Origin of the sequence: Mucilaginibacter sp. KACC 22773, from assembly GCF_028736215.1 — a bacterium.
Lineage (GTDB): Bacteria > Bacteroidota > Bacteroidia > Sphingobacteriales > Sphingobacteriaceae > Mucilaginibacter.
In genome coordinates this window covers 7,480,581-7,507,137 of the sequence record NZ_CP117883.1, presented here as the reverse complement: position 1 = coordinate 7,507,137, position 26,557 = coordinate 7,480,581, and the positions used below count along the sequence as shown (strand labels likewise).

Sequence of the window (26,557 nt, the reverse complement as noted above, 5' to 3'; positions counted from 1 at the left end):
TTACAGATTTTTACTCAAAGGTGATAATTTGTTAACAAAGCCAGATACAGATGCAAATTTAAAATGACGCAGTAAGGGCGTCTTTAATTTCTCAGTTTTAAATCGATGCCCCCTCGTTTACTATACAAAATAAGGTAATTTATTTCCAACCATTATTTTAGTAAAAAGTACGTCCCGGTGTACTTATGAAGGAGTGCACGGTTTTAATCTGAGATCCACGATTATCCCGGATTGGTAAGTTATAACTTTAGCAACTCGCCATTTAAATAGCGAAAATCCGGCCTCAATAAAACATCATCTACCATACATGCATCCCTGATAATACCAACCTTTGCCAGGGTTTCGTTGCTTGGTTCGTTACTTAAGCTAAGCAAATCGTCAAGTAAACATCCAAACGCCCTTACCTCAAGCCGTTCAAGTGCCGGGCCTATGTAGCTATGGTTTTTATCATAAAAGGAAGCAGCCCCAAAATCGCCAAACAGCGTGTTTGCATCATTATCAATGAGGGTGTTGTGGGCGTACAAATCGCTGTGCATAATACCCCTGTCATGTAGCTGGAGCGCAACGGATGCAATTGTAGCGGCAATTTTGACTATTTGGCGGGTTGTGAGTGAAAGGGTTTCCCTAAAAACATCGCGGGTGCAGGTTTGTAAACTCGGAGGCTGGCCGAGGTTATAAAAAGATGGAGGGATTAACCCCATTACCAGGCCTTTTTTACCTTCGGGATGCCCTTTTATTTGCCCCAACAGTTGTACCAGCCCGGGGTGAACATCAGCGGCTATGCAAGCATCCATTTCATCGTCGGGCGAGCCATCGCTGGTAACAGCACCTTTAAAAATTTTTATGGCTACCTCTTGTATTGCTGTAGCGTTGCGCCAGGTGGCTTTGTGTATAACGCCAGATGCGCCTTCGCCAAGGTGCCCTTTCAAATCCAGGTCATCCCAATGGATAAGATCAAGGGGCTGTACAACAGGAATGGTACAAAATGGATTCCCGGAAAATGCCAGCCATGAAAGCCTGGGCATACGTAAAAGCCATTGGGGCAATTCACTTAGCCTATTAGCAGAAATTCGGAGCAATTCCAGGTTGCTGCAATTGCTAAGCTCCCTTGGCAATGTGCTCAGTTGATTGCCGGCAAGCATCAGCTTTTGCATCCTTTTGCAGTTGCCAATAGCGGCAGGCAAATCCGCAATCCTGTTGTTGGTAAGTATAAGCCAGCGCAGGTTGGCATTGAGTGATTTTGCAGAAACAGCAGCTATTTGGTTTGATTTAAAGCCTGCAATATCCAGCAGGGGGCAGTCGGCCAAAACTTCGGGTAAAATGGCAAACCGATTTTCTGAACAAAAAAAGATTTTCAACTTTTTCAGCCTGCCAAAATGCGCAGGTAGTGCGCTGATGTTGTTATGCGATAGGTCAAGCCTTTCTAAAGTATCTGCCAGGTCGAATATTTCTTCCGGGAAATGCGACAGTCCTTCTGTAAGCGTAAGCGAAGTGGCACCTTTCAGTTCGCCGTTTTGTAATTGTAATAAAGTTTGCATGACAGGGTTTCCTTAAAACAGCCCCTCAATGATATTGGCGGCAGATAGGCCCTCCGCTTCGGCGTGGTAGCTGCGCACAATACGGTGGGTTAAAATAGGTTTGGCAACGGCTTGTACATCCTCAATATCGGGTGAATATTTTCCGTTGATAACGGCATGGCATTTGGCGCCAAGTATCAAAAATTGTGATGCCCTTGGGCCGGCGCCCCATGTTAATAAACGGTTTACCTGCGGCGTGGCAAACTGGGTATTGGGGCGGGTTTTTGATACCAGCTTTACAGCATATTCCATCACATTATCGGTAACCGGAATGTTGCGTACCAGTTGCTGAAAATAAATGATCTGCTCGGCGTTCAATATTTTTTTAACATCAGCCTTTAAAGTGCTGGTGGTGTTTTTAACAACCTGCAATTCTTCCTGAAACGAGGGATAGTTTAACGTTACGTTGAACATAAACCTATCCAGTTGCGCTTCGGGCAGGGGATAGGTACCTTCCTGTTCAATGGGGTTTTGGGTGGCTAATACAAAAAATGGCTGGGCCAGTTTATGGGTGATGCCGGCGGCTGTAACCGCTTTCTCCTGCATAGCCTCCAATAAAGCGGCTTGCGTTTTGGGTGGGGTACGGTTTATCTCATCGGCCAGGATAATATTGCTAAAAACTGGGCCTGGTATAAATTTAAAATTACGGTCTTCGCCTAAAATTTCAGACCCTATGATGTCAGACGGCATCAGGTCGGGCGTAAACTGGATGCGTTTAAAATCAAGGTCTAATACCTGCGATACCGTTTGTACCAATAGCGTTTTGGCCAAACCGGGTACGCCTACCAGTAAACAATGGCCGTTACTAAAAATAGATATCAGCACAAACTTTACCACCTCGTCCTGCCCGATTATTACTTTGCCAATTTCGGCACGTATTTGCTGGTAGGCCAGCTTTAAAGCATCTGCGGCTTCAACATCAGAGCGGTGTGGCATAGGTTATATATTATTTAGCTTGGGCAGTTGTTGTTACAGGAGGTGTTAACCACTTTTTCAATATGTCGCAAGTTTGATATTCAGGGTCAATTTTGATGAACGTTTGTTTACGGCGTTTATCAAACCATTGGTTTACTACCCTTGTGTTTTTATCCTGGTAAGCAAAATCTTTCAGCTTAGGAAAATCCTGCGCAAGGTTGGCTTTGTGCGCATCGGTTGCTGATTTAAGGTATAGTATTTTATAGCTTTTTTTACCATCGGCGCCGGTAAATATATCGGGTTTAGATATACTGCCAACTTTCATGGTATCAACAACCAGGGCAACTTTAGGGTCAAGCTTATCAGTAGGAATAAAAGTTGTACGGGTTTGTACGTTTTCGGCGTTCAGCATCATACCGCCGTTAAATTTGGTTTCTTTGTCGTCCGAATAAAAATTCGCGGCAGCAGAAAAATCAAGATCTTTTTTATGCGCCATCATCAGCGTATAAATACTATCGGCTTTTGCTTTGGCCCTATCCAAGCTGGCCTGGGTAGTAGCCGGCGATATCAGGATGTGCCTTACGTGTACCTGCTCGCCACGGCGCTCAATAACCTGTAAAAAGTGAAAACCAAAGTCGGTTTCAAACACGGGCGAAATCTCTCCGGCTTTAAGCTTAAAGGCATTGGCAGTAAATTCTTTTACAAATGTAGTACGATCGGCAAAACCAAGGTCGCCACCTTCAACTGCCGATTGCGGATCTTGCGAGTACAAACGTGCTAAAGTTCCAAAATCTTCGCCTTTTTTTACGCGGGCAAGTAGTTCTTCGGCTTTTTCTTTATATAGTTGTTTTTCTTCTTTACTTAGTTTGGGCTGAAAAACAATTTCGCCAACCTCAACCTCTTTGTTGAATGAAGGCAAGCTATCCTTAGGCATTTTGTTAAAATAATCTTTAACATCCTGTGGGGTAACATTTAGCTTTTCGGTTATTTTTTGCTGCATTTTTTGAGCAATCATTTGCTCTTTCATGTCGGGGCGAATCTCGTCCTTGTACTGAATTATTGATCGGCCTAAAAAGGCTTCCAGTTTATCCTGGCCACCTGCACGCTGCATCATTTCGCGCATACGGCGGTCAACACTGGCGTCAATATCATCATCTTTTACATCGATACTATCAATAACGGCTTGTTGCGCCAATAGCTTTTGTGTTAATAACGATTGCAGTATCTGGCATTTTACAGCCGGATTTGGCTGCATACCCTCAACCAGGTAACGGGCGTATGATAGTTCAATATCCGACAATAAAATAGGGCTGTTGCCAACAATTGCGGCAATTTTATCTAATGTTTTCCCTGGTGTTCTGGCCGTGTTGGTATCTGGTTTAGCTGCTGTGGCATCTAATGTAACTTGTGCCTTTGCAACTGATATTATGGATATAAACCCTAAAACTAATAACCCTAACTTTCTCATGTAATGCTTTATGTACTAAATAAAACGGAAATAACAATTCCGTTAAAACTTCAAATTTCGGTAAAATTTATTAATTATAGCGGCACAATTAAACTGAATAAAAAACTCCGTATTCAGCCGGTAGTCTTTAGTTTAAAATCAGAGGTCGAAACACGTCTTTTTTTTGACTTAAAACTTAGTACTTCGGGCTTCAGGCTAAGGCCATGCTATAATTGTGCTAATATGGTTATAATGCTTCAAACGGTTTAACTACTTTTGGTTAAAATTTGTTAAAGTGAAAGTTGAAAACCCGGTTGCCCTACGCTTTATTTTACAAGATGAGCTTTATTTGCTAAAAACAGATGAGGCCATGTATGAAAACGTTGCAATGGCCCAACCCGAAATTGAAAGTATTGCTCCCGCTGTAATCGTTGCTGCATCGCCCCTGCCAATAACCAAACAACCGGAACCATCAGTTCAACCACCCGTACCTGAAGTTAAAACGCCTGTAATAAGTTTTAATTATTTAGGTAAAAACTTAAAACGCTTTTTGGTACTGGTACACTATCCCGAATTGGAATTTATTGATGATACCCACTTAGCCGCGCTTACCAACATTATTAAACGGAAGGATTTAAGTATAGACGATATTGCAATTTTAAACCTGGCCAGGCATGCCACTGTGCAATATAATGAACTGGTTAATTTTTTTAAACCAGCCAGGCTGTTGGTGCTGGGTAAAAATGCAATGCCACAAGGCATAGCCCCTCTGGCCTTAAATGCTCCCAGTACCTTGGGAGATATTGCAGGTTTATATAGCTTTAGCTTTGGCGAAATGATGGATAACGTAGAGCATAAGAAAGCTTTTTGGGAACAAATGAAAACGCTATAATTTGACGATTTGAAAATGGGGTATCGTAAAAACATCATCTTCAAATTCTCAATTTTTCAAATTGATTCAATATGACGGAATTAGTATTCGCTACCAACAATCGCCACAAACTCGAAGAAGTAGAAGCAAAACTTCAGGGTAAAATTAAGCTGCTTACGCTTAACGATATTGGCTGCTATGATGATATTGAAGAAACCGGTACTACTTTTAAAGCAAACGCTTCTATTAAAAGCCAATACATTTATAATAAGCATAAACTGAATTGTTTTGGCGATGACAGCGGACTTGAAATAGATGCCCTGAATGGCGAACCGGGCGTTTATTCGGCCAGGTACGCCGGCGAACATGGGAATCATGCCGCCAATATTAAACAGGTACTGGATAAATTAAAGGACGAAACTAACCGAAAGGCAAGGTTCCGTACTGTGATATCATTAATGTGGGCTGGTGAAGAATATTTTTTTGAGGGAACAGTTGAAGGAACTATCCGGACGGCACCCAGCGGAACAGACGGCTTTGGGTACGACCCAATATTTGAACCAGAAGGTTACGCTATAACCTTTGCCGAAATGACTATGGACGAAAAAAACCAGATAAGCCACCGGGCGAAAGCCATGGAAAAACTCATTGGTTTTTTAAGCATTGCTTAAAATAAATATTCTCAGTTAACTTTCGTAACCTTAATGGCCTGTTATCCGTAAAATGGTGTTATAAGGAATACATCTATGAATCTTATTTATAAAATCAGCCACTCGTTATTCTCAAAAGATACCGACCACCGTTTTGCCAAAAGCCTTAAGAACGTTAAAGAGGCAGATATGTTAGTTGCATCCATTAACCAGCGTTTATTCGAAATAGATAAGCAGCTTAAATCAAACACGGTTAAGTATAGTTAAGCTTTTGGCAGGGTTTATGCTTATATGCATTAAATAACTTTTGTCATGAAAAATGTACTAAAAACACCGATAGCGATCCTATCCCTTATCTTTTTATTTGCGGCTTGTTCAACCCCTCAAACTGCAACTACAACTAACGTATCCCGGGGTAAATTCACCGGCACCTGGACATTAAACAACGTAAGTTACCAGGGCCTTGTACAAGGCGCTGTTCAAAACGTGTTTGACCAGGCGGCTCCCGAAGCATTTGTTGGCAGTACCTGGAAATTAACCAATAGCGGCAATGGTGTTTATACCATGAGCAACGGTACTTCGCAAACTATATACTGGTCAGTTTATAACGGAGGCACCACAGGTACGCAATTCCAATTTAAGAAAATTTACCAGGGCGATAAGCCTAAAAACGTAGCAGAAGGCTATCGATTGGATATTGCCAGTAACGATGGCAAGTCGATGGTTCTAAAATCGGCTGTTGATGTAGGCGGAACCAACGGGTACATCATTTATTCATTCACTAAAAATTAGGCGAAAGGATAAAGGTAAAAGGCGAAAGGTTGCCTTTACGAAAAAGGGGGCAAGCACAATTTACAATGTGCTTACCCCCTTTTGATTTTTTAACTAATTGGCTGCTTTTGCCTTTACCCTTTCACGTCAAAATTATTCTGCCGACGTAAACTTCAAACAAACGGGATTGCCGATATCTATTTTAATACCTGTTTGGGTTAGCTTACCTGTATTTTGGTCTATTTTAAATACAAACATACTATCACTGCCCTGGTTGGCTACAACCATATAGTTACCCGATGGGGCGATGGCAAAATCGCGCGGATTTTTACCGTATGTTGATTGGCGCGATACAAAGGTAAGTCCACCGGTTTCCTGGTTAACCGCATAGCAAATAATTTCGTTAGTCTCTAAACGGTTTGATACATACAGAAAGCGGCCATCAGGCGATAGGTGGATAGCTGCGGCAGCTGTTTTGCCCGTAAAGCCATCAGGTAGTAAAGTTATCACCTGCTTCTGTTTAAACTTGCCGTTGTCATAATCAAACACAAATACATTCGATCCCATTTCGGTTGCCAGGTAAACATGCTTTTTATCTAAAGAATATTCCAGGTGACGGGGGCCTTCGCCGGGAGTAACGCTTACAAAAGTTGGATCGGTTAATGGAGATTCCTTACCCGGGCGGTAACGATAGATGTTTATCCTATCGGTACCCAAATCATTATAAAACAGGTATTTTTCGTCGGGCGACAATATGCTCATATGGGCATGCGGGCCTTCCTGCCGTTCTTTATTGGGGCCTTTGCCGTCTTCGTTACGTACAGTTTCAATGCCGTTGCCAAGTGAACCGTCCTTATTAACAGGCAGTACAGCAACCTGCCCGCTTGAATAATTGGCTACAAACACATTTTTTTGTGCTTTGTCCACAGCAATGTAACATGGGTCGGCACCTAACGAGGACTGTTTGTTAATAAAATCTATTTTACCTGTTTTGGCGTCAAATGAAAATGCGCTTACCTCGCCTTTGGTAACTTCGTTTACGGCGTAAATAAATTTATTGTTTTTGCTGATGGTAAGGTACGATGGGTTGGTAACGCCATCTATCTGGCTTAAATAAGCCAGTTTGCCGCTTTGAGTATAAAAGCGGTAAACCATAATACCCTTACTGGTACCTGTTGTATACGTACCTACAACCAGGTCAAATGATTTGGGAATTGGCTTTTTGTCCTGGGCGTAATTAAACAAAGGCGATAGCATCGCTATGATCAAAAGAACTTTTTTCATGTGGGTACAAATTGATTATGGAGCGCAAGTTAACAAAATAGACAAAAAAAACGCCCCGATGTTTAGCGGGGCACTGAAAAAGTGACTATTTATTAAAAGGGGCTGTTTTCGATATTGAAAACAGCCCCTTTTTCTTTGAGGTACTCGGGTAGGTGGTGGAGAGCACTTTCGTACAGACAATTCTCAGCGTCTCCATTTTCTTTGAAAAACTACTTCTTTAACTTTAAAGGACTTTTTCAGTGCCCTCATGTTTAGCGGGGCGTTTTTAAAAAAAGGGCTATGTTAATAACGTTACGGTTACAGGCGGCTTTCCTCCGTACACTTACCAATGGTTTGATGCAAATGGCGCACAGGTGGGATCGACAAACAGCGCCTCGAATTTGACCGCGGGTAATTATACTTTAAATGTTGCCGATAGCCGCTGCGGCAGCATCGATGTTAAATACACAATTCAAAATACAATGCACGATGTAGCTGCGCCGTCGTTAACAGATATCTAGGTTTGCACCCCCGGGCGACGCCCGGTTTACGGTAAACAACGCCGAGGCTAACACTCTTTACCGTTTGTACGACCAGGCTAATAGTGCATCGCCATTAACCGAACAAACCGGCGGGCGTTTTAAAGTATCTGCAATCGCAAATCGCAGCTTTTTTGTGAGTGCTGTAAACGGCACTTGCGAAAGCCCAAAAACAGAAGTAAAAGTTTCAGTAGGTTTATCTCCGCTTAGCATCGCCAATTCCTTTACTCCTAATGGCGATGGCCATAACGATTACTGGAAGATCAGCAATATCGAAAGCTACCCTGCCGCTGTAGTACAGGTATTTAACCGCAACGGTCAAAAGCTGTTTGAATCAAAAGGATATTCAACACCGTTTAACGGCACCTATAATGGCAAGGCGTTGCCGGTTGGCACCTACTATTATACTATCAACCTGGATAAAAACTGTAGCCTGTTATCGGGAAGCTTAACTATTTTAAGGTAAAACCTGAGGTCAGGTGCCTGAAGCCGGAGGTCTGATAGGAAGAAACGTTGCGCATTTCAATCCTCAGGCCACAGATCTCAAACCAACTGCCTTAAATACATCTGGATGGTATTTTCTAATCCATAATATAACGCATCGCAAATAAGGGCGTGGCCAATGCTTACTTCATCCAAAGCAGGTATGTTTTCGGCAAAGTATTTTAAATTATGCAGATCGAGATCATGTCCGGCGTTAATGCCCAGTCCGGCTTCGTGTGCTACCTTCGCGGCTTCAATATAGGGCGCTATAGCCAGTTCTTTGCCCTGGTGATAATGGGTAGCATAACCCTCGGTGTAAAGCTCAATCCGGTCGGTGCCGGTTTTTGCGGCCCCTTCAACCATTTTGGCAATCGGGTCAACAAAAATAGATACGCGAATGCCGGCTTCTTTAAAAACGGCTATCATATCTGTTAAGTAATGATAGTTGGTAATGGTATCCCAGCCATGGTTAGATGTTATTTGCCCTAATACATCAGGTACCAGCGTAACCTGCTCCGGTTTGTTGGCCAATACAAGGTCAATAAACTTTTGTTCCTGGCAGTTGCCTTCAATATTAAACTCGGTGGTAACTATTTTTTTAAGGTCGAAAACGTCCTGGTAGCGGATGTGCCTTTCGTCCGGGCGGGGGTGTACGGTAATGCCTTGCGCCCCAAAACGTTCGCAATCTTTTGCAACCTGTACCAAATCGGGGTTGTTTCCGCCGCGTGAATTACGCAGGGTGGCTATTTTATTGATATTGACAGATAAACGGGTCATGGGCTATGTTTACTTTTACAATGGCAAATATCACCATTTACTTAAAACACCCGAAACAATTTTATTTGCAAATTAATTATGAAACTGATTGAGAGTTCGGCCCAGCAAAAAAGCCTCAAATCTTCCGACTTGAGGCTTTTGACTTAATGTAGCGGGAGCAGGACTCGAACCTACGACCTTCGGGTTATGAGCCCGACGAGCTACCAACTGCTCCATCCCGCACTGTATTGGTATATGTTGCATTCCGTCATAACCTCGGAAAGGTGCTTCCAATTGTCAAAATGCAATTTTGCACTCCGTTTTAATTGGACTGCAAAGATATAATTCGTTTCTTTGCAGTCCAAATATATTTTTAATTATTTTTATATGAGTCACCAGGCAGGTTTTGTAAGTATAATTGGTAAGCCCAATGCCGGGAAATCAACCCTTATGAACGCCCTTGTTGGCGAAAAAATGTCAATTATCACCCCAAAAGCGCAAACCACCAGGCACCGTATTTTGGGAATTGTTAACGATGATAACTACCAGATTGTGTTTTCGGACACCCCCGGGGTTATCAAACCACATTACGCATTGCACGAAAGTATGATGCACCAGGTAGACGGATCAATTGTTGATGCCGACCTGATTTTGCTGGTTACCGATATTTACGAGGAGTTTGACGAAACCGACGTGTTAAAAAAGCTGGAAGGTTCGTTGGCGCCAATTGCTGTATTGATCAACAAGATTGACCAAAGCGATGAGGAAACCGTAAAAAAGAAAGTGGAGTTTTGGCAGGAGAAATTAAACCCCAAAGCCATTTTCGCCATATCGGCTTTGTTGGGCCACAATATCAAAGCCATTATGGATTTTGTGATAGGCAATTTGCCAGAGCACCCGGCTTATTATGAAAAAGATCAGCTTACGGATAGGAACGACCGCTTTTTTGCGTCGGAGATGATCCGGGCGCAATTACTTAAACAGTACAAAAAAGAGATTCCTTACAGCGCCGAAGTAATAGTAACCGCATTTATTGAAGGCGAAAAACTGCACCGCATCAGCGCCGAAATTATTGTAGAGCGCGATTCGCAAAAGAATATCATTATTGGCCAGGGGGGCAGTATGCTTAAAATAGTTGGCACTTACGCCCGCCGCGATATGGAAGAGTTTTTTCAGAAGAAAATTTTCCTGGAGATGTTTGTAAAAGTGATCCCCGACTGGCGCAGCAAAAAAAATTACCTTAAAAAATTCGGATACGAATCATAGACCGAAAGAATCAAGAGTCAAGAATCAAGATTTTGTCTTGACCCTTTAATAAAATTTCATTTATATATAGAACAGGAATTTTAAGATAGATAGATTTGCATAAATCTTGACTCTTGGTTCTTGATTCTTGACTCTAATTTAAAAGCATGAGTAACATAGTAGCCATTGTTGGCCGCCCTAACGTAGGCAAATCAACTTTATATAATCGCTTAACCGAAACCCGCAAAGCCATTGTTGACGATTTTAGCGGTGTAACCCGCGACAGGCACTACGGTGTTTCTGAATGGACCGACCACCAGTTTACCGTAATTGATACAGGCGGCTATGTAGCCAACTCTGCTGATATTTTTGAGGCTGCCATTCGTGAGCAGGTAGAAATAGCAATTGAAGAAGCATCGGTTATTTTGTTTATGGTTGATGTTACAACAGGCATTACCGATCTTGACGATGAAATTGCCACCATGCTGCGCAAAAGCAAAAAGCCGGTTTTTGTGGTAGTAAACAAACTGGATAACAACGCGCTATTATCTGATGCTACCGAGTTTTATAGCCTGGGCCTGGGCGAGATTTACAGCATCTCATCCATGACAGGTTCTGGTACAGGCGAGTTGCTTGACGAAGTTGTAAAGCATTTTGACGACGAGGTGCTTGAAGAAAATACCCGCCCTAAATACGCCATCGTTGGCCGTCCAAACGTGGGTAAATCATCCATCATCAATTCGTTAATAGGTAAAGACCGCAACATAGTAACCCCGATTGCCGGTACTACCCGCGATTCTATCCACATCCATTACAACCAGTACGGGCACGATTTTATGCTGATTGATACTGCCGGGATGCGTAAAAAAACCAAGGTTAAAGAAAACATAGAGTTTTACTCGGTAATGCGTACTATAAAGGCTTTGGAAGAAGCCGACGTAATTATTTTGATGATTGATGCAGTTGAAGGCATCGAATCACAGGACATAAACATCTTCCACCTGGCCGAAAAGAATAAAAAAGGCATCATGGTTGTGGTGAATAAGTGGGATTTAATCGAAAAAAATAACAAAACCGTTAAGGTTTTTGAAGAGATGATCCGCGAGAAGATTGCACCGTTTACGGATGTACCTATCGTATTTACATCCGTTACCGAAAAACAACGGGTGTTAAAGGTAATTGATGTTGCCAACCAGGTTTACCAAAACCGCGCCCGCAAAATAGCTACCTCCAAACTGAACGAGGTAATGCTGCCCATTATCGAAAACTATCCGCCGCCATCCATCAAAGGCAAATACGTAAAAATTAAATACATCACCCAAATTGCAGGCTCATCGCCCATGTTCGCCTTCTTCTGTAACTTGCCGCAGTATGTTAAAGAGCCTTACTATCGCTTTATTGAAAACAAACTAAGGGAAAACTTTGATTTCAGCGGAGCGCCGGTACAGGTGTGGTTCAGGCAGAAATAAAACTCAGATATGCAGATATACAGATGATTTTTTGATTGCATGATTGAGAAGGTTGCGACCTTTTCAGTTCATGTGCACATCCGAAATTTGCACATCTGCACATGATTGAGAAGGTTGCGACCTTGCAGTTCATATGCACATCTGAAATTTGCACATCTGCGCATTCTCTTTTCGGCACATCAAAAAATCTAAAATATTGTATCATTTGAGGTTCTGCATGCGTAATATAGCTAAACCTTAAGCTGTTATGTTTGCTAAAAAATTATCCTGCATTGTCTTGGTGGCTTTGGTCCTTGGCTCATCCTGTAAAAAATCGCCCTTAGTTGCCGTTCAGGACGATAATGGCTGTATCAGCCGCATAAAGCGCGATTACTCCGATCCTAACAAAGCCGAGCTTGCAGCAGCGCTAAAGCTTTTGCAGGATAACCACATTGCTACAGCAAACCAGGTTGTAGGTGGCGCAACATTAAACGATACCATTACTACCAATGGCCCGGTGCATGTTATGCAGCATGTATTTAACCAGCTTTATGCCAATAACCAGCCTATATTGTTTGCCCAGGTAATTTACCACTTTAACAACGGGATTTATCAATCAACAAGCGGATACCTGTATAATTCGGTGACGCTTGATACGGTGCCGCATACCAGGCTCTCGCAATTGCGTTATGTGTTTATGCAGGAGGCAAAAAATGATGGGTATGCTGTTACAAACAAAATCACCTCATCGTGCCTGGTTGCCGAGTTTGGTTATCTTGATATTAGTCCCGATTCGCACGGGCAGTTGGTTAAAGCATGGCGGGTCACTCCGCCAAATCAGTCATACCCCCTGGCTATGATACGCGACGATAACGGCCACCTGATTTATTATACCAATGGGATAATGACATTAAATAAGGCATCGCATTGATGAGCAGATTTCAGATGTGCAGATGATTGGTTTGTAAAACATGGAAAGCCATAATGAAAAAGGGGATAACGATTTGCCAATCAAACCATCATCCCCTTTCTTTTTTTCATCTGCACATTTGGAATCTGAAATCTGCACATCTGAAACGATTTGCCAATCAAACCATCATCCCCTTTCTTTTTTTCATCTGCACATTTGGAATCTGAAATCTGCACATCTGAAACCTACTGTTCCAACGCCTTTTTATAAGCCACATCATTGGTGTTCATCACTTCCTGGAAAGCGTTATCGCCCCATTTAAGTCGGGCTGCGCTTGCTTTTAGGATGTTTTTGATATAATCTTTTGATTGCAGCAATTCGCGCGAATCCATTTCCTTTAGGGTTTGAGATGAGTATAGGATAAAACCACGAAAATCATCATCACTGATGTTATAATGTTTTATAAAGTCTTCGCCATTGGCATACTTGCCCAGTAAGGGTTGCATTTTATCAATCACATAAGCCGAAAATAGCTGTTGTTCGCCAAGGTTTTGCACAACTTGTGTGTTTTGGGTAGTATCAGCAGGTACAAAAACGTCGGGCATAATGCCGCCGCCGCTGTAAACTTTGCGGCCACCTGTGGTGTGGTATGATGATCCTTTAAAAACGGAATCACTGCGGTTGCTTTGTTCAGAAAACAATTCGCCTTTTTGCATGCGCTGGGCCAGCTCATTGCGGTAACTGCTAATGCCGCCTTTATATGATTTTTGGATTGATCTGCCGGATGGGGTATAATACCTTGCCACCGTTAAATTAATAGCCGAGCCATCGCCAAACGGAAACTGCTGTTGCACCAACCCCTTGCCAAAAGATCGGCGGCCAACAATGGTAGCCCTATCCAAATCCTGTAATGCGCCGGCCAATATTTCACTTGCCGATGCCGAATATTCATCTATCAATACGGTTACTTTACCTTGTTGAAAAGTGCCCGAATCCGTGGCAAAATAATCAGTGCGGGGCTCATGGATGCCTTTGGTGTATACAATTAGTTTCCCCTTGCCCAAAAATTCGTCGGCCATTGATGTAGCTGCGCTTAGATACCCGCCGCCATTGCCCCGAAGATCAAGTACCAGTTTATTCATGCCATCAACCTTTAGCCGGTTAAGTGCCGTCCTGAAATCAACATCAGTAGTAGCAGCAAACTTGCTTATTTTGATGTAGCCTGTATTGGCCGTGGCCATGTAAGCCGCGTTTATGCTGCTGATATCAACCCGGCCGCGTTTCATGACAAATGCTTTGGTGCCTTTGCCATTAGGGTTTATCACATCCATCACAATGGTGGCATCTTTTTCGCCCCGGAAAATATCATTCACTTTATCGGCCGTTAGTTTTGTGCCCGAGAACTTTTTATGATCAACATTAACAACTTTACTCCCCACAGGTAAGCCCGCTTTATCGGCAGGCCCTCCGGCATATACCTGGGTAATTACCAGTGTATCGCGTAGTAACACGTATTCAATGCCGATGCCGTTGAAGCCCCCCTCTAAGCGTTCGTTGATGTTTTGCGCCTGTTGCGGCGGCAGGTATAGGGAATGTGGGTCGAGGTTTTGCAGCAACTCGTTAATTGATGCGCCTTCAATGCTGTCAACATTTACGCTATCCACATAATTTTCACCAACCAGGGTTAGCACTTTAGATAGTTTATCATCCCCAGAAAACGAAAAGCCAAGGTTACGGTCGCCATTATTCCTACTAATGTATAATCCAATAGTAATGCCCACCAGCAACAGGATCAGCGTCCTGAAAATTACACCCGCAGTCTTTTTCATATTCAGCAAACAAAGTTAATCAATGCGTTGCCAATAATTTTTATCGGCAGCCTTGCATTTGATGTTTTTTAACGAATTTTGTTATAAATTATTAAAAATTAATGGAACGTACCACCGAAAGGGAATCGCATTATAAAAACCTGGAGCTACAATCGGTCAGGGAAATCCTTGAAAACATAAACCGGGAAGACCAGACGGTACCTCTTGCGGTGGCCAAAGCATTGCCCCAGATTGAGGCGCTGGCCACCATAACCGCCGAAAAGATGAAGTATGGCGGCCGCCTTTTTTACATTGGTGCCGGTACCAGTGGCCGCCTTGGTGTGGTTGATGCGTCAGAGTGCCCGCCAACATTTGGTGTTCCGTTTGACATGGTAGTAGGGTTGATAGCCGGCGGCGATGGAGCAATTCGTAAGGCCGTTGAATTTGCAGAAGACAACACCGAACTTGCCTGGCACAACCTGTTGGAGTATAATGTGACAGAAAAAGATGTAGTGGTAGGTATTGCCGCATCGGGCACTACACCCTATGTAATTGGCGCCCTTAAAGCGGCCAACAGCCATAATATGGTTACCGGCTGTATAGTTTGCAATAGCGGCAGTCCGGTTGCGGCCGTTGCACAATACCCCGTTGAAGTAGTTACCGGCCCCGAGTTTTTAACCGGATCGACCCGAATGAAGGCAGGCACCGCCCAAAAACTGGTTTTAAATATGCTAAGCACCAGTGTAATGATTCAGCTGGGTAAGGTAAAAGGGAATAAAATGGTTGATATGCAATTAAGTAACGATAAGCTGATTGACCGTGGCACCCACATGGTAATGGACGAAACCGGCCTTACCGAAAGCGAAGCCGCCACCCTGTTAAAAAAATACGGCAGTGTAAGAGCTGCTGTTGATAATTATAAAACTGCTTGATGTGCAGATATGCAGATTTCAGATGTGCAAATGATGTTATTAACTTTAACATCTGCACATCTGAAATTTGAAATCTGCACATTTGAAATTTGCACATCTGAACAATGCACGAGATAGAACCATATTACCGCTGGAGGGATGATTACATAGCAGCCGAAGACGAATATTCGCCTTTTTATGCTACGGAGTATAGTGAGTTTGAGTTTGATAAGCAGGTATACAACTATCTGCTGCATCCGCAATGGGATTCGTTCGGCTCCAACACGTTATACATGAAGGTGCTGTATGCCGATTATGAAAAAGGCTATACCATTATTGAGTTTATAGGCGAGTGGAATGATGCCATTAACAACGATATCATGATGCTGAAACGCGAGATACTGGAGTTGATGATTGATAACGGTATCAATCATTTTATACTGATAGGCGAAAATATTCTCAACTTCCACTCTTCAGATGACTGTTATTACGAAGAGTGGTTTCAGGATGTTGAAGACGGATGGATAGCCGGCGTCAACTTCCGCGAGCATGTGATTGACGAATTTAAGCGTAATAATATTGATTACTACATCAACTTTGGTGGCCAGTTAGATGATCTGGGCTGGCGCAGCCTTAAGCCCATCCAGGTGTTTAAAAAAGTAGAAGAACAGATGGTGAGGAGGCTGAATTAGCCCCCTGTAAATCTCCCCAATGCTATTAAGTCAAGGAATTAAGGCCAATTTAATATCGAACACTGAATATCCAATTTCGAATAATGAATGAAAAACTTCGGTGTTGGATATTCGAACTTCAGTGTTCGATATTATTTTTTCACTTCTGTATCTCTTAACTTAATAGCATTGTAAGTCTCCCCTACCGGGAAGGATTTAGAGGGGGCTGCCGCTCAATACGTTTCATGTATCCATGTCATCACCCTCACCATTTCGCCCCTGATATCTTTAGCGGGCCGGGTAAAATTGTTATTCATGAAAGCGAAGGCCAGGTGCTTGCCCTTACGAGTTACCAGGTAACCGCTTTGATTATGATTATTGGATAACGATCCGGTTTTAGCCCAAACAAAAGCCTTCCCGTTATCTGTTTTATAGGCATTTTTAATGGTACCGGTTAGTCCCCCCGCAGGCATCAGGCTGTGCAGCAGTGTATCACTTTTAACTTCGCCGGCAATTTTGCATAGTAATTTTACCATGCTGCGCGGGGTAAACAGATTGTAACGCGACAGGCCCGATCCGTCTACCCATTGCGGCTCATCAGGTAAATCATTTAAAAAGTGCTTTTTCGAGTAATTGATTACCGAATCGGCGTTCAGCATATTAAACTTTACCGCCGAACAAACCAGCAGCAATTGTTCGGCAATAAAGTTATCGCTTGGCTGCAGCATCCGGCGATATACAGAATCGGCGTTGGTATTATAAATGGTTTTGGCCGCGCTGCCGATGGGCAGGTACGTTAGGTAAACAGGTTTTTTTAAGGTATCTTCTAACAATTCCTTTGTAAGCATATCGCTTGTTTTCCATGGTACCAGTTGGTTGAATTTTTTAGGAACGTCTGTTTGCGGGTATGCAAACCGGTTAGTTAACAGGTCGCGTTGTACTTTAAATCCGGCAGGCTTAAAATCGGGGTCGCGGGTTAAAAATCTTTTAAAGTACTGCGGCTTTACCTGCAGGTTGCCATCGGCATCGCCGTATAAAAATACTTCGTTATCTTCTATCGGGAAAGTGCTTAGTTCCTGCTGGTAATCGTCATTGTAATCATCCCATCCCCATCCGGGGCCAAAAATTTTACCCGTATAACCGGTGGCCGACCAATACAGGTTTTTACTACTGTTCTTTAAAAAATTAAAACCGTTAACTCCCTTTAGGTCGCTGTGTAAAAAGGATGGGTCGCCGGTGCCCCAAAATACCAATGAATCATTGTGCACTTCGTACTTTAATGCCGGTATCGAATCGCCCAGCATTTTAAGGCAGGTATAAAAAGTAAACAGTTTGGTGTTTGATGCAGGGGTAAAATATTTATCAGAATTTAACTCAAATACCATCTTTTTTTGATCCATATCGTACAAAGCAAAACCGGTAAAATGATCATTGGACACCTGCGATTGCTCAAACTGCTTTTTAATATTCCGTTTATTAATGGAATGGCTTTGAATACTGCAACTCCCCAATAATAAACCGTAAATTGTTATCAGAAACGTAAATGTTGTGCCCCGCATAAATATTTATTTATTTAATCAATTAATGTTGTAAATTTAATATTACCAATTATACCAAATTGTTACTTAAGCTATTTCATAAACTAAAGCATTTTCGGTCGTTGTGGCTCTTGTGGCTGCTGGCATTTTGTTTCACAACAGCCCGTGCACAGTACTTTGATTTAGATGCCCGCAAAAAAAAAGTAACCATACCTTTTAGGCTGGTGCGTAACCTTATGGTTATTAAATTAAGCATCAACAACAGGGGGCCGTTTAATTTTATTTTAGACACCGGCGTTGGCCTTATGATTATAACCGACCCTAAGTTAGCCGATTCTATCAGCATACCTAACAAACGCACCTTAAAGATACCCGGGCTTGGCGAAGGTGCCGATGCCGAAGCGTATGTAACTTCGGCCTTAAAAATAGATATCCCGGGCCTGGTAAGTTATGATGTGGCGGCGGCTATATTAAAAAAAGACCTTTTCAGCTTATCGGGTTATGCAGGCATGCCTATACACGGGCTTATAGGATACGAGTTTTTTAATAACCTGGCTGTTAAAATAGATTTTCAGGATAGCACAGTTACTGTTACGCGGCCAAAAGACCTTAAAGTTTTCAGGAAGGGTACGCAGATACCCATAACTATTGAAGATAGAAAGCCTTATGTAGTAAGTAATGTGGTGTTGCAGGGGGGGCGTGTTGTAAAAAGCAAACTAATTATTGATCTTGGAGCCGGGCACCCGATATCGCTTGAAAAGATTATACCATTATATGGGTTGCCACAAAAATTTATCGCGTCGGCCAACCTCGGGATTGGTTTAAACGGGCCTATTAATGGGTTCATTGCCCGTTTGGAATCGCTCGAGATAGGCAAGTTTAAAATTAAAGGCATTATATCATCCTTTCCCGACGACGGCAATAACCAAACCCGGCTTTCGGTACCCAGGGATGGTAACCTGGGCATTGGTGTGCTTAAGCGGTTCTCGGTTATCTTCGATTATACAGGTAATTCTATGTATCTGAAACCCAATGCCAATTTTAAACAGCCCTTTGAACATGATATGAGCGGCATTGAATACTATGCCGCGGGCGCTAATTTGGATAGGGTAATTATTAACCGCGTGGAGCCCGGCTCGGCCGGCGACGAAATAGGACTGGAGCGGGATGACGAGATAGTTGCCATTAACTTTAAGCCGGTTTCTAAAATGAGCCTTGAAGAAATTGACGAATTATTCCGCTCGAGAAATGACAGGAGCCTTTTGTTGGATGTTTTTCATGATAAAAGGCTGGATAAGGTAGTGCTTACCTTAAAACGCAGAATTTGATGGCCTCTTTTTATTTAATTAAGCCCCTGTTTTATAAAAAACGGTAAACTTTGCATAAGTTTACGTTTTAAGTAGACTAATTAATGAAGAAAAACCCTGTGGCAGGCCAGTTTATCCGCGGCACTGCGTTAATTTTAACCGTTTTGGCTGCCTCCTGCGCCACAAAAAAGCAAACGGCAAATCAAACTTTAACCCTTAAAACAACAGCCGGCCCCGGTGGTACAACTGCTACCGCTACCGTTGGCGCCCCTAAAAAAGAGGGCATCAAGAAATTCAGCGACCTGATTACGGGTAAAATGAAAGCTGATAGCGGATTGTTTAATACCTATAAGGTTGATGGCAAGTATTACTGTGAAATTCCAGATTCATTGCTAAGCCGCGAAATGCTTGTTGTAACCCGCTACGTAAAAACTCCGGCCGGTTTAAGAACATTTGGTCAGCAATACGGCGGCGAACAGCTTAACGAGCAGGTTTGGAAATGGGAGCGCCATGATAAACAGGTTTTTATTCGTGTACCCAGTTATAGTGTAAGGGCCGATAGTACATCTGATATGTATCAGTCGGTTAAAAACTCAAACCTTGATGCCGTTTTGGCTTCTTTTGATATCAAGGCTTTTAATAAAGATACAACCGGTGTTTTAATTGATGTAACAGATTTTTACAACGGCGATATTGCAGCGATAGGTTTATCTGATGATGTAAAAAAAGCCTATAAAATTTCGGGGGTTGATGGCGCACGGTCATACATCGATACCATTAAAAGCTTCCCCATTAACCTGGAGGCCCGTACATTAAAAACCTATCGTTCTGGCGAGTCGCCGACGGATAACTCAAACGGTGCGGTAACGTTCGAATTAAATACCTCAATGGTATTATTGCCAAAAACACCAATGAAACCACGCATCAGCGATGCCAGGGTCGGTTTTTTTGGTCAGCGCCAAACTGATTATGGTACCGATAAGCAAAAATCGGAGGTTACAGCCTATATACACCGCTGGAAACTGGAACCAAAAGACCCGGCAGCTTATGCCAAAGGACAACTGGTTGAACCTAAAAAGCAAATTATTTACTACATTGACCCTGCCACACCAAAAAAATGGGTGCCATACTTAATTGCCGGTATAAACGACTGGAATAAGGCGTTCGAAGCCGCGGGTTTTAAAAATGCCATAATTGGTAAAGAAGCGCCAACAAAAAAGCAGGATCCTGAATTTAGTACCGAAGATGCCCGCTACAGCGTTATCCGCTACTTTGCTTCTGATGTTGAAAATGCTTACGGCCCGCACGTATCCGACCCACGTAGCGGCGAAATCTTAGAAAGCCATGTTGGCTGGTACCATAATGTAATGAATCTGCTGCGCGATTGGTACCTGATACAAACTGCAGCCGTTAACCCGGCCGCACGCAAGGCGCAGTTTACCGACGAGCAAATGGGCGAGCTGATTCGTTTTGTATCATCTCATGAAATTGGCCATACGCTTGGGTTGCCCCATAATTTTGGTTCAAGCTATGCTTATGCTGTCGATTCGTTACGTTCAAAATCGTTTACAGACAAGCATGGTACCGCGCCATCAATTATGGATTATGCCCGTTTTAACTATATAGCCCAGCCTGGCGATAACGTAACGCACCTTTATCCGCAAATTGGCGAGTACGATCTTTGGGCTGTAAAATGGGGTTATAGCTGGTTTCCCGGCAATAAAACTGCGGATGAGGAGAAGGATATTCTGGCCGATTGGACAAACAAAAAAGCAGGTAACCCCTTGTACTATTTTGGCCGCCAGGGCACATCAATTGATCCGCGCCTGCAAAATGAAGATTTGGGCGATAATGCGATGAAGGCGAGTACGTATGGCATTGCCAACCTGAAGCGTATTTTACCAAACCTTGAAAAATGGACCTATCAAAAAAATGAAGACTATAGTGATGTAAGCGAGCTCTACAACGAGGTTTTGGGTCAGTATTACCGTTATATGGGCCATGTAACCACCAACATTGGCGGGATGAACGAAAACTTTAAAACGTATGATCAAAAAGGCCCGGTTTATGATTTTATAGGTAAAGCCTTGCAACATGATGCGGTGGTTTTTTTAAATAAACAAATATTTACCACTCCTTATTGGCTTATTGATAAAGCCGAGCTGGGCAAGTTTGATAATGGCGTAATGTACAACCGCATTAAAGGGATGCAGGTAGCTGTGCTTGGCAATGTACTAAGCCAATCAAGGCTGGCCCGTATGTATGATAATGAAGCCAAAAACGGCACCGCCGCTTATACCGTAGCCAATTTGCTGGATGACCTGCGCCCAGGCATTTTTGCAACCGGCAAGCCAGATGCATTTAAACGCAACCTGCAGCGCGGATACGTGGAAAACCTAAGGAGTTTATTGACTGATGATTTCAGGGGCTTCCCGGGCTTCCCGCCGCAGGTATTAGCCTCATTTGGATTAACACCAATCAATATGGCTTTATCGGATATCAGGCCTATGGTACGTGCCGAATTAAAGAAAATTGATGCCAGCCTGCCAAAAGGAGGCGATGCATTAACTGCTGCACATTATGCTGATTTAAAGCTGCGCATAAAAGATGCGTTAAACCCAACGAGGCCAATAGTTAATTTACCCGGTGCTGGTGTGATACGTGGCATCAATAGCGAAGAAATATTGAAAGAATATACAAGCAAGGGGTACCTTAATTGCTGGCCAAAAACAAATGTGGATAACTAATTTGTCTTTTAGGTAAAGATAGCCGAATAAAAAGCCTGCTTAATAATTTACTTAAGCAGGCTTTTTTTATGATTTTGGCATGCATTGATGCCTGGGAAAAATTCTTTTACTATTGAACAATTAGCGGCAATAAAACAGGCATTATTTAAGCTGACTTATGTTTTCAAAAAATGCAACCTGTATATCGAGCAGTGATTTTACATTTATTTTTTCGCCGTAGGCATCAAAGCAAAGAAATTGGGTGCTTTCTGGATGATTTCTCCTGGCTTTCTCAAAAAAATTGAAAGTTTCAAAAAAATAATGATTGATTGTAACATTATTTTTACCATTAGTTTGCGAGGCATTGAGCCTAAAGCCGATCGCATCCATCCAATTATGGACCTTTGCGTGTAAATTGTTGCTGATCTTGTTCATAGGTTAAATGTTTTTTAAGTATAACGAAATTGCTTGGAGTTTTGTTGCACCGTCTTTTAGACATTTGTTTAATAACTATGTGGATAATCATCACGGCTAAAATTTTAATTAATAATAAAAATAACGTTTTCTGCCGCTGTTTCGTGTAACTAATTATCCACACATCCGTACTAAAGCATACTATATACTACTAAAAATATTTGTTATGGGAAAACTACGACTTTTACTACCCGTTTTATTGCTTTGCATGATTAGCATAAATTCATGCAAAAGGGATAAAACACCCGGCCCAACCGGGGCTACAGGTGCTGATGGGGCACAGGGGCCAAAAGGAGATACAGGTGCAACAGGGCCGCAGGGGCCGCAAGGCGCAACAACGGGTATACCTGGCCCAACAGGAGCAACCGGGGCTACGGGAGCCACAGGTGCTACCGGCCCTATTGGCCCGCAAGGGCCGGCAGGGGCAACAGGTGCTACCGGGGCAACCGGAGCTACTGGCCCTATTGGGCCACAAGGACCGGCAGGTCCAATTGGTGCTACGGGAGCAACCGGCGCTACGGGAGCAACCGGTGCTACGGGAGCTACAGGTGCAACCGGCGCTACAGGTGCAGTTGGGCCAAGAGGTCCTGCAGGACCAACTGGGGCAACCGGAGCTACAGGCGCTACAGGAGCAACCGGAGCTACGGGTGCAACTGGTGCTACCGGCCCACAAGGACCGGCGGGGCCACAGGGGCCGGCAGGCGCTGATGGAACTACTAACATCAAAAGTTATATAATAACCAATCAAAATGTGAGTTCGGCTGCGGCAACCAGGCTTAATGTACCGGCAATTACTCAGGAAATTGTTAATAGCGGGCTTGTTTTAGTGTATTTAAGGGTAACTGGTACATCAAGCTTTTACGCTTTACCTTTCATCAGGATTACCAATGCCATATACCAATCGGATGTGGGCTTAGGCTTTGTAAATGTAATAGCTAATTTCAACTCGCCCGGCTATGATTTTAAAGTTGTGGTGATTCCTGGTGGCAGTGTAACTACTTTACAGGTTACCCACCCCGGCCTCAACTTTAAAAACTATAACGAAGTTGCATCGGCATTGCACTTGAATTAATTTAAAACTGACTGATCTTATAATAACACCCAAGCCCGGCAATGCCGGGCTTTTTTTTGCTCATATATGTAACAATAATATGATTGATAGGCCTTTAATAGCCGAATGTGTAACAATTATATGTTTATTATTTAATATGCCCTTTATATGTTGAACATTTGCACTTTAACTGTGTCTTTAACACAAATAAATACACTTGTAGCTCAGCATATATCATGAAACCCCTAATTTTAATTTTAAGTATTTTTTTGTTAAGCGCCTTTGGCGCATATGCCCAAACTGCACGCGATATCAGTGGTACCATTGCCGATACCGCCAAACTTAGCTTGCCCGGCAGTAGTGTAAAACTGGTTAACGATGCCGGCGATAGTTCATTAACCGTTGCCGATGCTAATGGTAAATTCAGGTTCCCTGGCGTTAAAGGCAGTAAAATAACGCTTACGATATCGTCAATTGGGTTTACAGCCATAAAAAAACACTTTGCATTGGAGGATAATACCAAGCCGGTAGATTTAGGTTTGATATTATTAAAGGCCGAAACAAATTTGCTTGGCCAGGTAAACATTGTAGGGGCCGCCAACCCCATTACCCTTAAAGAGGATACGGTAATATACAACGCTGCTGCTTACAAAGTACGCGCGAACGCGCCCACCGAAGATTTGATAAAAAAGCTTCCTGGTGTGGATGTGGATGTAAACGGCAATATTACCACGCAGGGCAAGCAGGTTACCAAAGTGCGGATAAACGGCAAGGATTATATGGGCGGCGATGTGCAGAGCGCTACCAAAAACCTGCCTGCTGATATCATCGAGAACATACAGATGATTGATGATTACGGCGATCAGGCCAATCTTACAGGTATTAAAACCGGCGACCCTACCAAAGTAATGAACATTACCATTAGGAAAGATAAAAACTATGGCTATACAGCCCAGGCTACTGCAGGCGATGGTCGCGATGCCTTGCCACAAGACCAGGGGGTACCCAATAAAAACCGCTACATAGGATCATTAAATATTTTCAATTTCCACGGCGATCAGCAAATTGCGGTGCAGGGAAGTATCAATAACACCAATGTTAACACCTTTTCGTTCGGCACTACAGGTGGCGGCGGCGGTGGTGGTTTTGGCGGTGGTGGCGGCCGTGGCAACGCGGGCCGTGGCGGTGGTGGCGGCGGAAGTCTTATTACCGCTCAAAATGGCTTAACCGATGCAAAATCAATAGGCGTAAACTTTCGCGATCAGTGGGGCAAAAATCTTGCTGTATATGGTAGTTATAGCTTTGCAGATAATACCACAAGCACCAATAACAATATTTTTCAGCAAAACACCTCGGCAGCCAACCCAAGCGAGCAGCACCAGTTAAGCCTCGAAAAAGATCAGAATATAAATCACCGGTTTAACTGGAACATGGAGTATAAGCCGGATACTGTTAATTACTTAAAGGTGGTGCCATCTTTTTCATACGGCAGCACCAATACCAATGAATCGGATAGTGTAAACCTTACCAGGGAAGGAACCCTTGCTTCGGCATACACTTCTACTACCAATGGCGATTCGCAATCGCCTAATTACGGTATTACAGCATTGTATAACCATAGATTTCCGCACCGCCGTAACCTGAGTATTTTTGCATCGGCAAGCTCGGCGCCAACCACATCATATCAAAACCCTATTTATAATTTTGTTCCGGGTACACAGCAAACCGCTCCCGAAAACCAGATTATTAATACGTATAGCCGTACCAATAGCGTTGGCGTAAACCTATCGTACCTTGAGCCATTGGGCGCACGTTCATATTTAGAGCTTAATTACGCCTTAAACCATTCGGCAACGGTAAATAATAAGGAAACTGACACGCTAAGCAATGCCCAAACCTGGAATGTGTACGATTTGCTGTCGAACAAATTTGATTATACGTTCACCACCAATAAGGTTGGCTTAAACTATCGGTTCATCGAGAAAAAGTATAACTATACTTTAGGCTTAGCCGTGCAGCCCTCAACGTTAGATGGCCACTCCGTATCAAACGATAACATCCCGGATACGCATAAAAACACCTTTAATATTATACCTACTGCCCGCTATATTTATAATTTTTCGCGCAGCAAAACATTCGCGGTTAACTATAACGGCTCAAACGCGGCACCAAGCTTTACGCAGTTGCAGCCAGTTATCGATTTTTCAAATGCGCTATACCCGGTTCAGGGTAACCCATACCTGAAACCTGCGTTTACCAACAATATATCTATCAGGTATAACAACTTTAGCTTTACAACGGGTAATGTGTTTTTTGCCAACTTTACTTACCAAAACATATCTAACCAGGTTGTAACTAATACCATTACATCAAACACCTCAAACAGGATATTTACCCAATACCTGAATGCCGATGGCTTTTATAATTTTACCGGCCGGGTTACTTACTCCAAACCATGGGCCGAGCGCAAATATTCAGTTACGCTTAATGGTACCGCCCAATATAATAATAACGTAGGCTACTTAACCAGCCTGACCGACCTTGACCCGCTGGCGGCCACGCCTGATCAGATAGCTTCTGCGCAACAAAAAAACATAGCTAAAAACCTGGTTTTTACTCCCGAAATACGGTTCAGGGTAGATTTGCCAAATATCATCGATGCGCAAATTTTAACCAACTATGCCATCAACAGGACAACCAACTCGGTAAAGAATGATATTAACGATGGTTTAACCAATATCAGAACCTGGAACATTGGCCTTAACGGGAAAAACTATTTTGGCGATTGGGTATTTAGCTACGATTATACCAAGGCAACCAATTACGGTTATGCTTCAATCATTAAAGTAACTAACCCTAATATTTTAAATATGTATGTGGAACGCCGGTTCTTAAAAAACAAGGTAGCTACCCTGCGGCTATCGGCTTTCGATTTATTTAATCAAAACACCGGTTATTCATCAACCACAACAGCCAGTTCAACTACCGTATCAAACGTAAACAGGCTTGCGCGTTATTACCTGCTTACCTTTACACTGCGCCTGCAAAAATTTGCGGGTAAAGCGCCAACCCAGGACATCAGGGGCGACAGGCCGCGCGGCGAACGGGGTGGCCGCGGCGATGGCGGTGGGCCAGGCGGTGGCGGTCCTGGCGGCGGCGGCCCGGGCGGTCCGCAATAAAAGGCATAAACTAACAA

22 protein-coding genes and 1 tRNA gene are annotated in these 26,557 nt (G+C 43.1%); 14 read left to right on the top strand and 9 right to left on the bottom strand.

Annotated elements, in window-relative coordinates; all coding sequences use genetic code 11:
• Positions 1–239: 239 nt before the first annotated feature.
• Genes PQ469_RS31180 through PQ469_RS31170 form a run of 3 tightly spaced genes read right to left on the bottom strand, consistent with a single transcriptional unit; the run spans position 240 to position 3,960 of the window.
• Positions 240–1,538, bottom strand: a complete 1,299-nt coding sequence (locus tag PQ469_RS31180) for a leucine-rich repeat-containing protein kinase family protein (RefSeq protein WP_274211131.1) — start codon at positions 1,536–1,538, stop codon at positions 240–242.
• A 12-nt stretch (positions 1,539–1,550) separates the two neighbouring features.
• The gene (locus tag PQ469_RS31175; RefSeq protein WP_274211130.1) at positions 1,551–2,513 is read right to left on the bottom strand and encodes an AAA family ATPase; all 963 of its coding nucleotides are present in this window, start codon (positions 2,511–2,513) and stop codon (positions 1,551–1,553) included.
• Positions 2,514–2,523: 10 nt separating this feature from the next.
• Positions 2,524–3,960 (bottom strand): peptidylprolyl isomerase, encoded by a 1,437-nt coding sequence (locus tag PQ469_RS31170; RefSeq protein WP_274211129.1) that lies wholly within the window; start codon positions 3,958–3,960, stop codon positions 2,524–2,526.
• Between the two features lie 274 nt (positions 3,961–4,234).
• Between PQ469_RS31170 and PQ469_RS31165 the strand changes: the two genes are divergently transcribed.
• The 4 genes from PQ469_RS31165 (at position 4,235) to PQ469_RS31150 (ending at position 6,252) form a co-directional block, all read left to right on the top strand.
• Positions 4,235–4,831, top strand: a complete 597-nt coding sequence (locus tag PQ469_RS31165; RefSeq protein ID WP_274211128.1) for a hypothetical protein — start codon at positions 4,235–4,237, stop codon at positions 4,829–4,831.
• Between the two features lie 71 nt (positions 4,832–4,902).
• Complete coding sequence (locus PQ469_RS31160; RefSeq protein ID WP_274211127.1) at positions 4,903–5,481, top strand: non-canonical purine NTP diphosphatase; 579 nt, start codon at positions 4,903–4,905, stop codon at positions 5,479–5,481.
• Between the two features lie 75 nt (positions 5,482–5,556).
• Entirely contained in the window at positions 5,557–5,727 is a 171-nt protein-coding gene (locus tag PQ469_RS31155; protein ID WP_274211126.1) for a hypothetical protein, read from the top strand.
• A 45-nt stretch (positions 5,728–5,772) separates the two neighbouring features.
• Positions 5,773–6,252: a hypothetical protein gene (locus PQ469_RS31150; protein ID WP_274211125.1), complete on the top strand. Its 480-nt coding sequence runs from the start codon at positions 5,773–5,775 to the stop codon at positions 6,250–6,252.
• Between the two features lie 132 nt (positions 6,253–6,384).
• Here the strand turns inward: PQ469_RS31150 and PQ469_RS31145 are convergent, their stop codons facing one another.
• Positions 6,385–7,515 carry a lactonase family protein gene (locus tag PQ469_RS31145; RefSeq protein WP_274211124.1) on the bottom strand — a complete coding sequence of 377 codons (1,131 nt, stop codon included), beginning with the start codon at positions 7,513–7,515 and terminating at the stop codon, positions 6,385–6,387.
• Between the two features lie 564 nt (positions 7,516–8,079).
• On the opposite strand from PQ469_RS31145, the gene PQ469_RS31140 reads away from it, so the two are divergent.
• Entirely contained in the window at positions 8,080–8,499 is a 420-nt protein-coding gene (locus tag PQ469_RS31140; protein ID WP_274211123.1) for a T9SS type B sorting domain-containing protein, read from the top strand.
• A 77-nt stretch (positions 8,500–8,576) separates the two neighbouring features.
• On the opposite strand, the gene PQ469_RS31135 is transcribed toward PQ469_RS31140, so the two are convergent.
• A complete protein-coding gene (locus tag PQ469_RS31135) occupies positions 8,577–9,293 on the bottom strand; it encodes a pyridoxine 5'-phosphate synthase (protein WP_274211122.1) in 717 nt (238 codons plus the stop codon).
• 149 nt (positions 9,294–9,442) lie between these two features.
• Positions 9,443–9,515, bottom strand: a tRNA-Met gene (locus PQ469_RS31130).
• Between the two features lie 144 nt (positions 9,516–9,659).
• Here PQ469_RS31130 and era point away from each other — a divergent pair.
• The 3 genes from era to PQ469_RS31115 all read left to right on the top strand — a co-directional run bounded on the left by era (position 9,660) and on the right by PQ469_RS31115 (position 12,896).
• Positions 9,660–10,538 (top strand): GTPase Era, encoded by an 879-nt coding sequence (gene era / locus PQ469_RS31125; protein WP_274211121.1) that lies wholly within the window; start codon positions 9,660–9,662, stop codon positions 10,536–10,538.
• A gap of 146 nt (positions 10,539–10,684) precedes the next feature.
• A complete protein-coding gene (gene der / locus PQ469_RS31120; RefSeq protein ID WP_147054794.1) occupies positions 10,685–11,986 on the top strand; it encodes a ribosome biogenesis GTPase Der in 1,302 nt (433 codons plus the stop codon).
• A gap of 247 nt (positions 11,987–12,233) precedes the next feature.
• Positions 12,234–12,896 carry a hypothetical protein gene (locus PQ469_RS31115; protein ID WP_274211120.1) on the top strand — a complete coding sequence of 221 codons (663 nt, stop codon included), beginning with the start codon at positions 12,234–12,236 and terminating at the stop codon, positions 12,894–12,896.
• A gap of 224 nt (positions 12,897–13,120) precedes the next feature.
• Here the strand turns inward: PQ469_RS31115 and PQ469_RS31110 are convergent, their stop codons facing one another.
• Positions 13,121–14,704 (bottom strand): S41 family peptidase, encoded by a 1,584-nt coding sequence (locus PQ469_RS31110; RefSeq protein WP_274211119.1) that lies wholly within the window; start codon positions 14,702–14,704, stop codon positions 13,121–13,123.
• Between the two features lie 101 nt (positions 14,705–14,805).
• On the opposite strand from PQ469_RS31110, the gene murQ reads away from it, so the two are divergent.
• Positions 14,806–15,615 (top strand): N-acetylmuramic acid 6-phosphate etherase, encoded by an 810-nt coding sequence (gene murQ, locus PQ469_RS31105; RefSeq protein ID WP_274211118.1) that lies wholly within the window; start codon positions 14,806–14,808, stop codon positions 15,613–15,615.
• A 104-nt stretch (positions 15,616–15,719) separates the two neighbouring features.
• Complete coding sequence (locus PQ469_RS31100) at positions 15,720–16,286, top strand: hypothetical protein (protein WP_090652114.1); 567 nt, start codon at positions 15,720–15,722, stop codon at positions 16,284–16,286.
• Positions 16,287–16,498: 212 nt separating this feature from the next.
• Here PQ469_RS31100 and PQ469_RS31095 read toward each other — a convergent pair whose 3' ends face one another.
• Complete coding sequence (locus tag PQ469_RS31095) at positions 16,499–17,824, bottom strand: D-alanyl-D-alanine carboxypeptidase/D-alanyl-D-alanine-endopeptidase (protein ID WP_274211117.1); 1,326 nt, start codon at positions 17,822–17,824, stop codon at positions 16,499–16,501.
• A gap of 59 nt (positions 17,825–17,883) precedes the next feature.
• Between PQ469_RS31095 and PQ469_RS31090 the strand changes: the two genes are divergently transcribed.
• Both PQ469_RS31090 and PQ469_RS31085 read left to right on the top strand, forming a co-directional pair.
• Positions 17,884–19,131: an aspartyl protease family protein gene (locus tag PQ469_RS31090; protein WP_274211116.1), complete on the top strand. Its 1,248-nt coding sequence runs from the start codon at positions 17,884–17,886 to the stop codon at positions 19,129–19,131.
• Positions 19,132–19,214: 83 nt separating this feature from the next.
• The gene (locus tag PQ469_RS31085; RefSeq protein ID WP_274211115.1) at positions 19,215–21,857 is read left to right on the top strand and encodes a zinc-dependent metalloprotease; all 2,643 of its coding nucleotides are present in this window, start codon (positions 19,215–19,217) and stop codon (positions 21,855–21,857) included.
• 141 nt (positions 21,858–21,998) lie between these two features.
• On the opposite strand, the gene PQ469_RS31080 is transcribed toward PQ469_RS31085, so the two are convergent.
• Positions 21,999–22,271, bottom strand: coding sequence for a hypothetical protein (locus PQ469_RS31080; RefSeq protein ID WP_274211114.1), 273 nt, complete (start codon positions 22,269–22,271; stop codon positions 21,999–22,001).
• Between the two features lie 205 nt (positions 22,272–22,476).
• Between PQ469_RS31080 and PQ469_RS31075 the strand changes: the two genes are divergently transcribed.
• Both PQ469_RS31075 and PQ469_RS31070 read left to right on the top strand, forming a co-directional pair.
• Complete coding sequence (locus PQ469_RS31075) at positions 22,477–23,382, top strand: collagen-like domain-containing protein (protein ID WP_090652110.1); 906 nt, start codon at positions 22,477–22,479, stop codon at positions 23,380–23,382.
• A gap of 215 nt (positions 23,383–23,597) precedes the next feature.
• A complete protein-coding gene (locus tag PQ469_RS31070; RefSeq protein ID WP_274211113.1) occupies positions 23,598–26,540 on the top strand; it encodes a TonB-dependent receptor in 2,943 nt (980 codons plus the stop codon).
• Positions 26,541–26,557: the final 17 nt, after the last annotated feature.

Coding starts and splice junctions, on each gene's coding strand:
- PQ469_RS31075 (WP_090652110.1), top strand. CDS start 22,477: ATGGGAAAACTACGACTTTTACTACCCGTTTTATTGCTTTGCATGATT.
- der (WP_147054794.1), top strand. CDS start 10,685: ATGAGTAACATAGTAGCCATTGTTGGCCGCCCTAACGTAGGCAAATCA.
- PQ469_RS31155 (WP_274211126.1), top strand. CDS start 5,557: ATGAATCTTATTTATAAAATCAGCCACTCGTTATTCTCAAAAGATACC.
- era (WP_274211121.1), top strand. CDS start 9,660: ATGAGTCACCAGGCAGGTTTTGTAAGTATAATTGGTAAGCCCAATGCC.
- PQ469_RS31115 (WP_274211120.1), top strand. CDS start 12,234: ATGTTTGCTAAAAAATTATCCTGCATTGTCTTGGTGGCTTTGGTCCTT.
- PQ469_RS31170 (WP_274211129.1), bottom strand. CDS start 3,960: ATGAGAAAGTTAGGGTTATTAGTTTTAGGGTTTATATCCATAATATCA.
- PQ469_RS31080 (WP_274211114.1), bottom strand. CDS start 22,271: ATGAACAAGATCAGCAACAATTTACACGCAAAGGTCCATAATTGGATG.
- PQ469_RS31100 (WP_090652114.1), top strand. CDS start 15,720: ATGCACGAGATAGAACCATATTACCGCTGGAGGGATGATTACATAGCA.
- PQ469_RS31145 (WP_274211124.1), bottom strand. CDS start 7,515: ATGAAAAAAGTTCTTTTGATCATAGCGATGCTATCGCCTTTGTTTAAT.
- PQ469_RS31150 (WP_274211125.1), top strand. CDS start 5,773: ATGAAAAATGTACTAAAAACACCGATAGCGATCCTATCCCTTATCTTT.
- murQ (WP_274211118.1), top strand. CDS start 14,806: ATGGAACGTACCACCGAAAGGGAATCGCATTATAAAAACCTGGAGCTA.
- PQ469_RS31135 (WP_274211122.1), bottom strand. CDS start 9,293: ATGACCCGTTTATCTGTCAATATCAATAAAATAGCCACCCTGCGTAAT.
- PQ469_RS31070 (WP_274211113.1), top strand. CDS start 23,598: ATGAAACCCCTAATTTTAATTTTAAGTATTTTTTTGTTAAGCGCCTTT.
- PQ469_RS31175 (WP_274211130.1), bottom strand. CDS start 2,513: ATGCCACACCGCTCTGATGTTGAAGCCGCAGATGCTTTAAAGCTGGCC.
- PQ469_RS31160 (WP_274211127.1), top strand. CDS start 4,903: ATGACGGAATTAGTATTCGCTACCAACAATCGCCACAAACTCGAAGAA.
- PQ469_RS31110 (WP_274211119.1), bottom strand. CDS start 14,704: ATGAAAAAGACTGCGGGTGTAATTTTCAGGACGCTGATCCTGTTGCTG.
- PQ469_RS31180 (WP_274211131.1), bottom strand. CDS start 1,538: ATGCAAACTTTATTACAATTACAAAACGGCGAACTGAAAGGTGCCACT.
- PQ469_RS31095 (WP_274211117.1), bottom strand. CDS start 17,824: ATGCGGGGCACAACATTTACGTTTCTGATAACAATTTACGGTTTATTA.
- PQ469_RS31085 (WP_274211115.1), top strand. CDS start 19,215: ATGAAGAAAAACCCTGTGGCAGGCCAGTTTATCCGCGGCACTGCGTTA.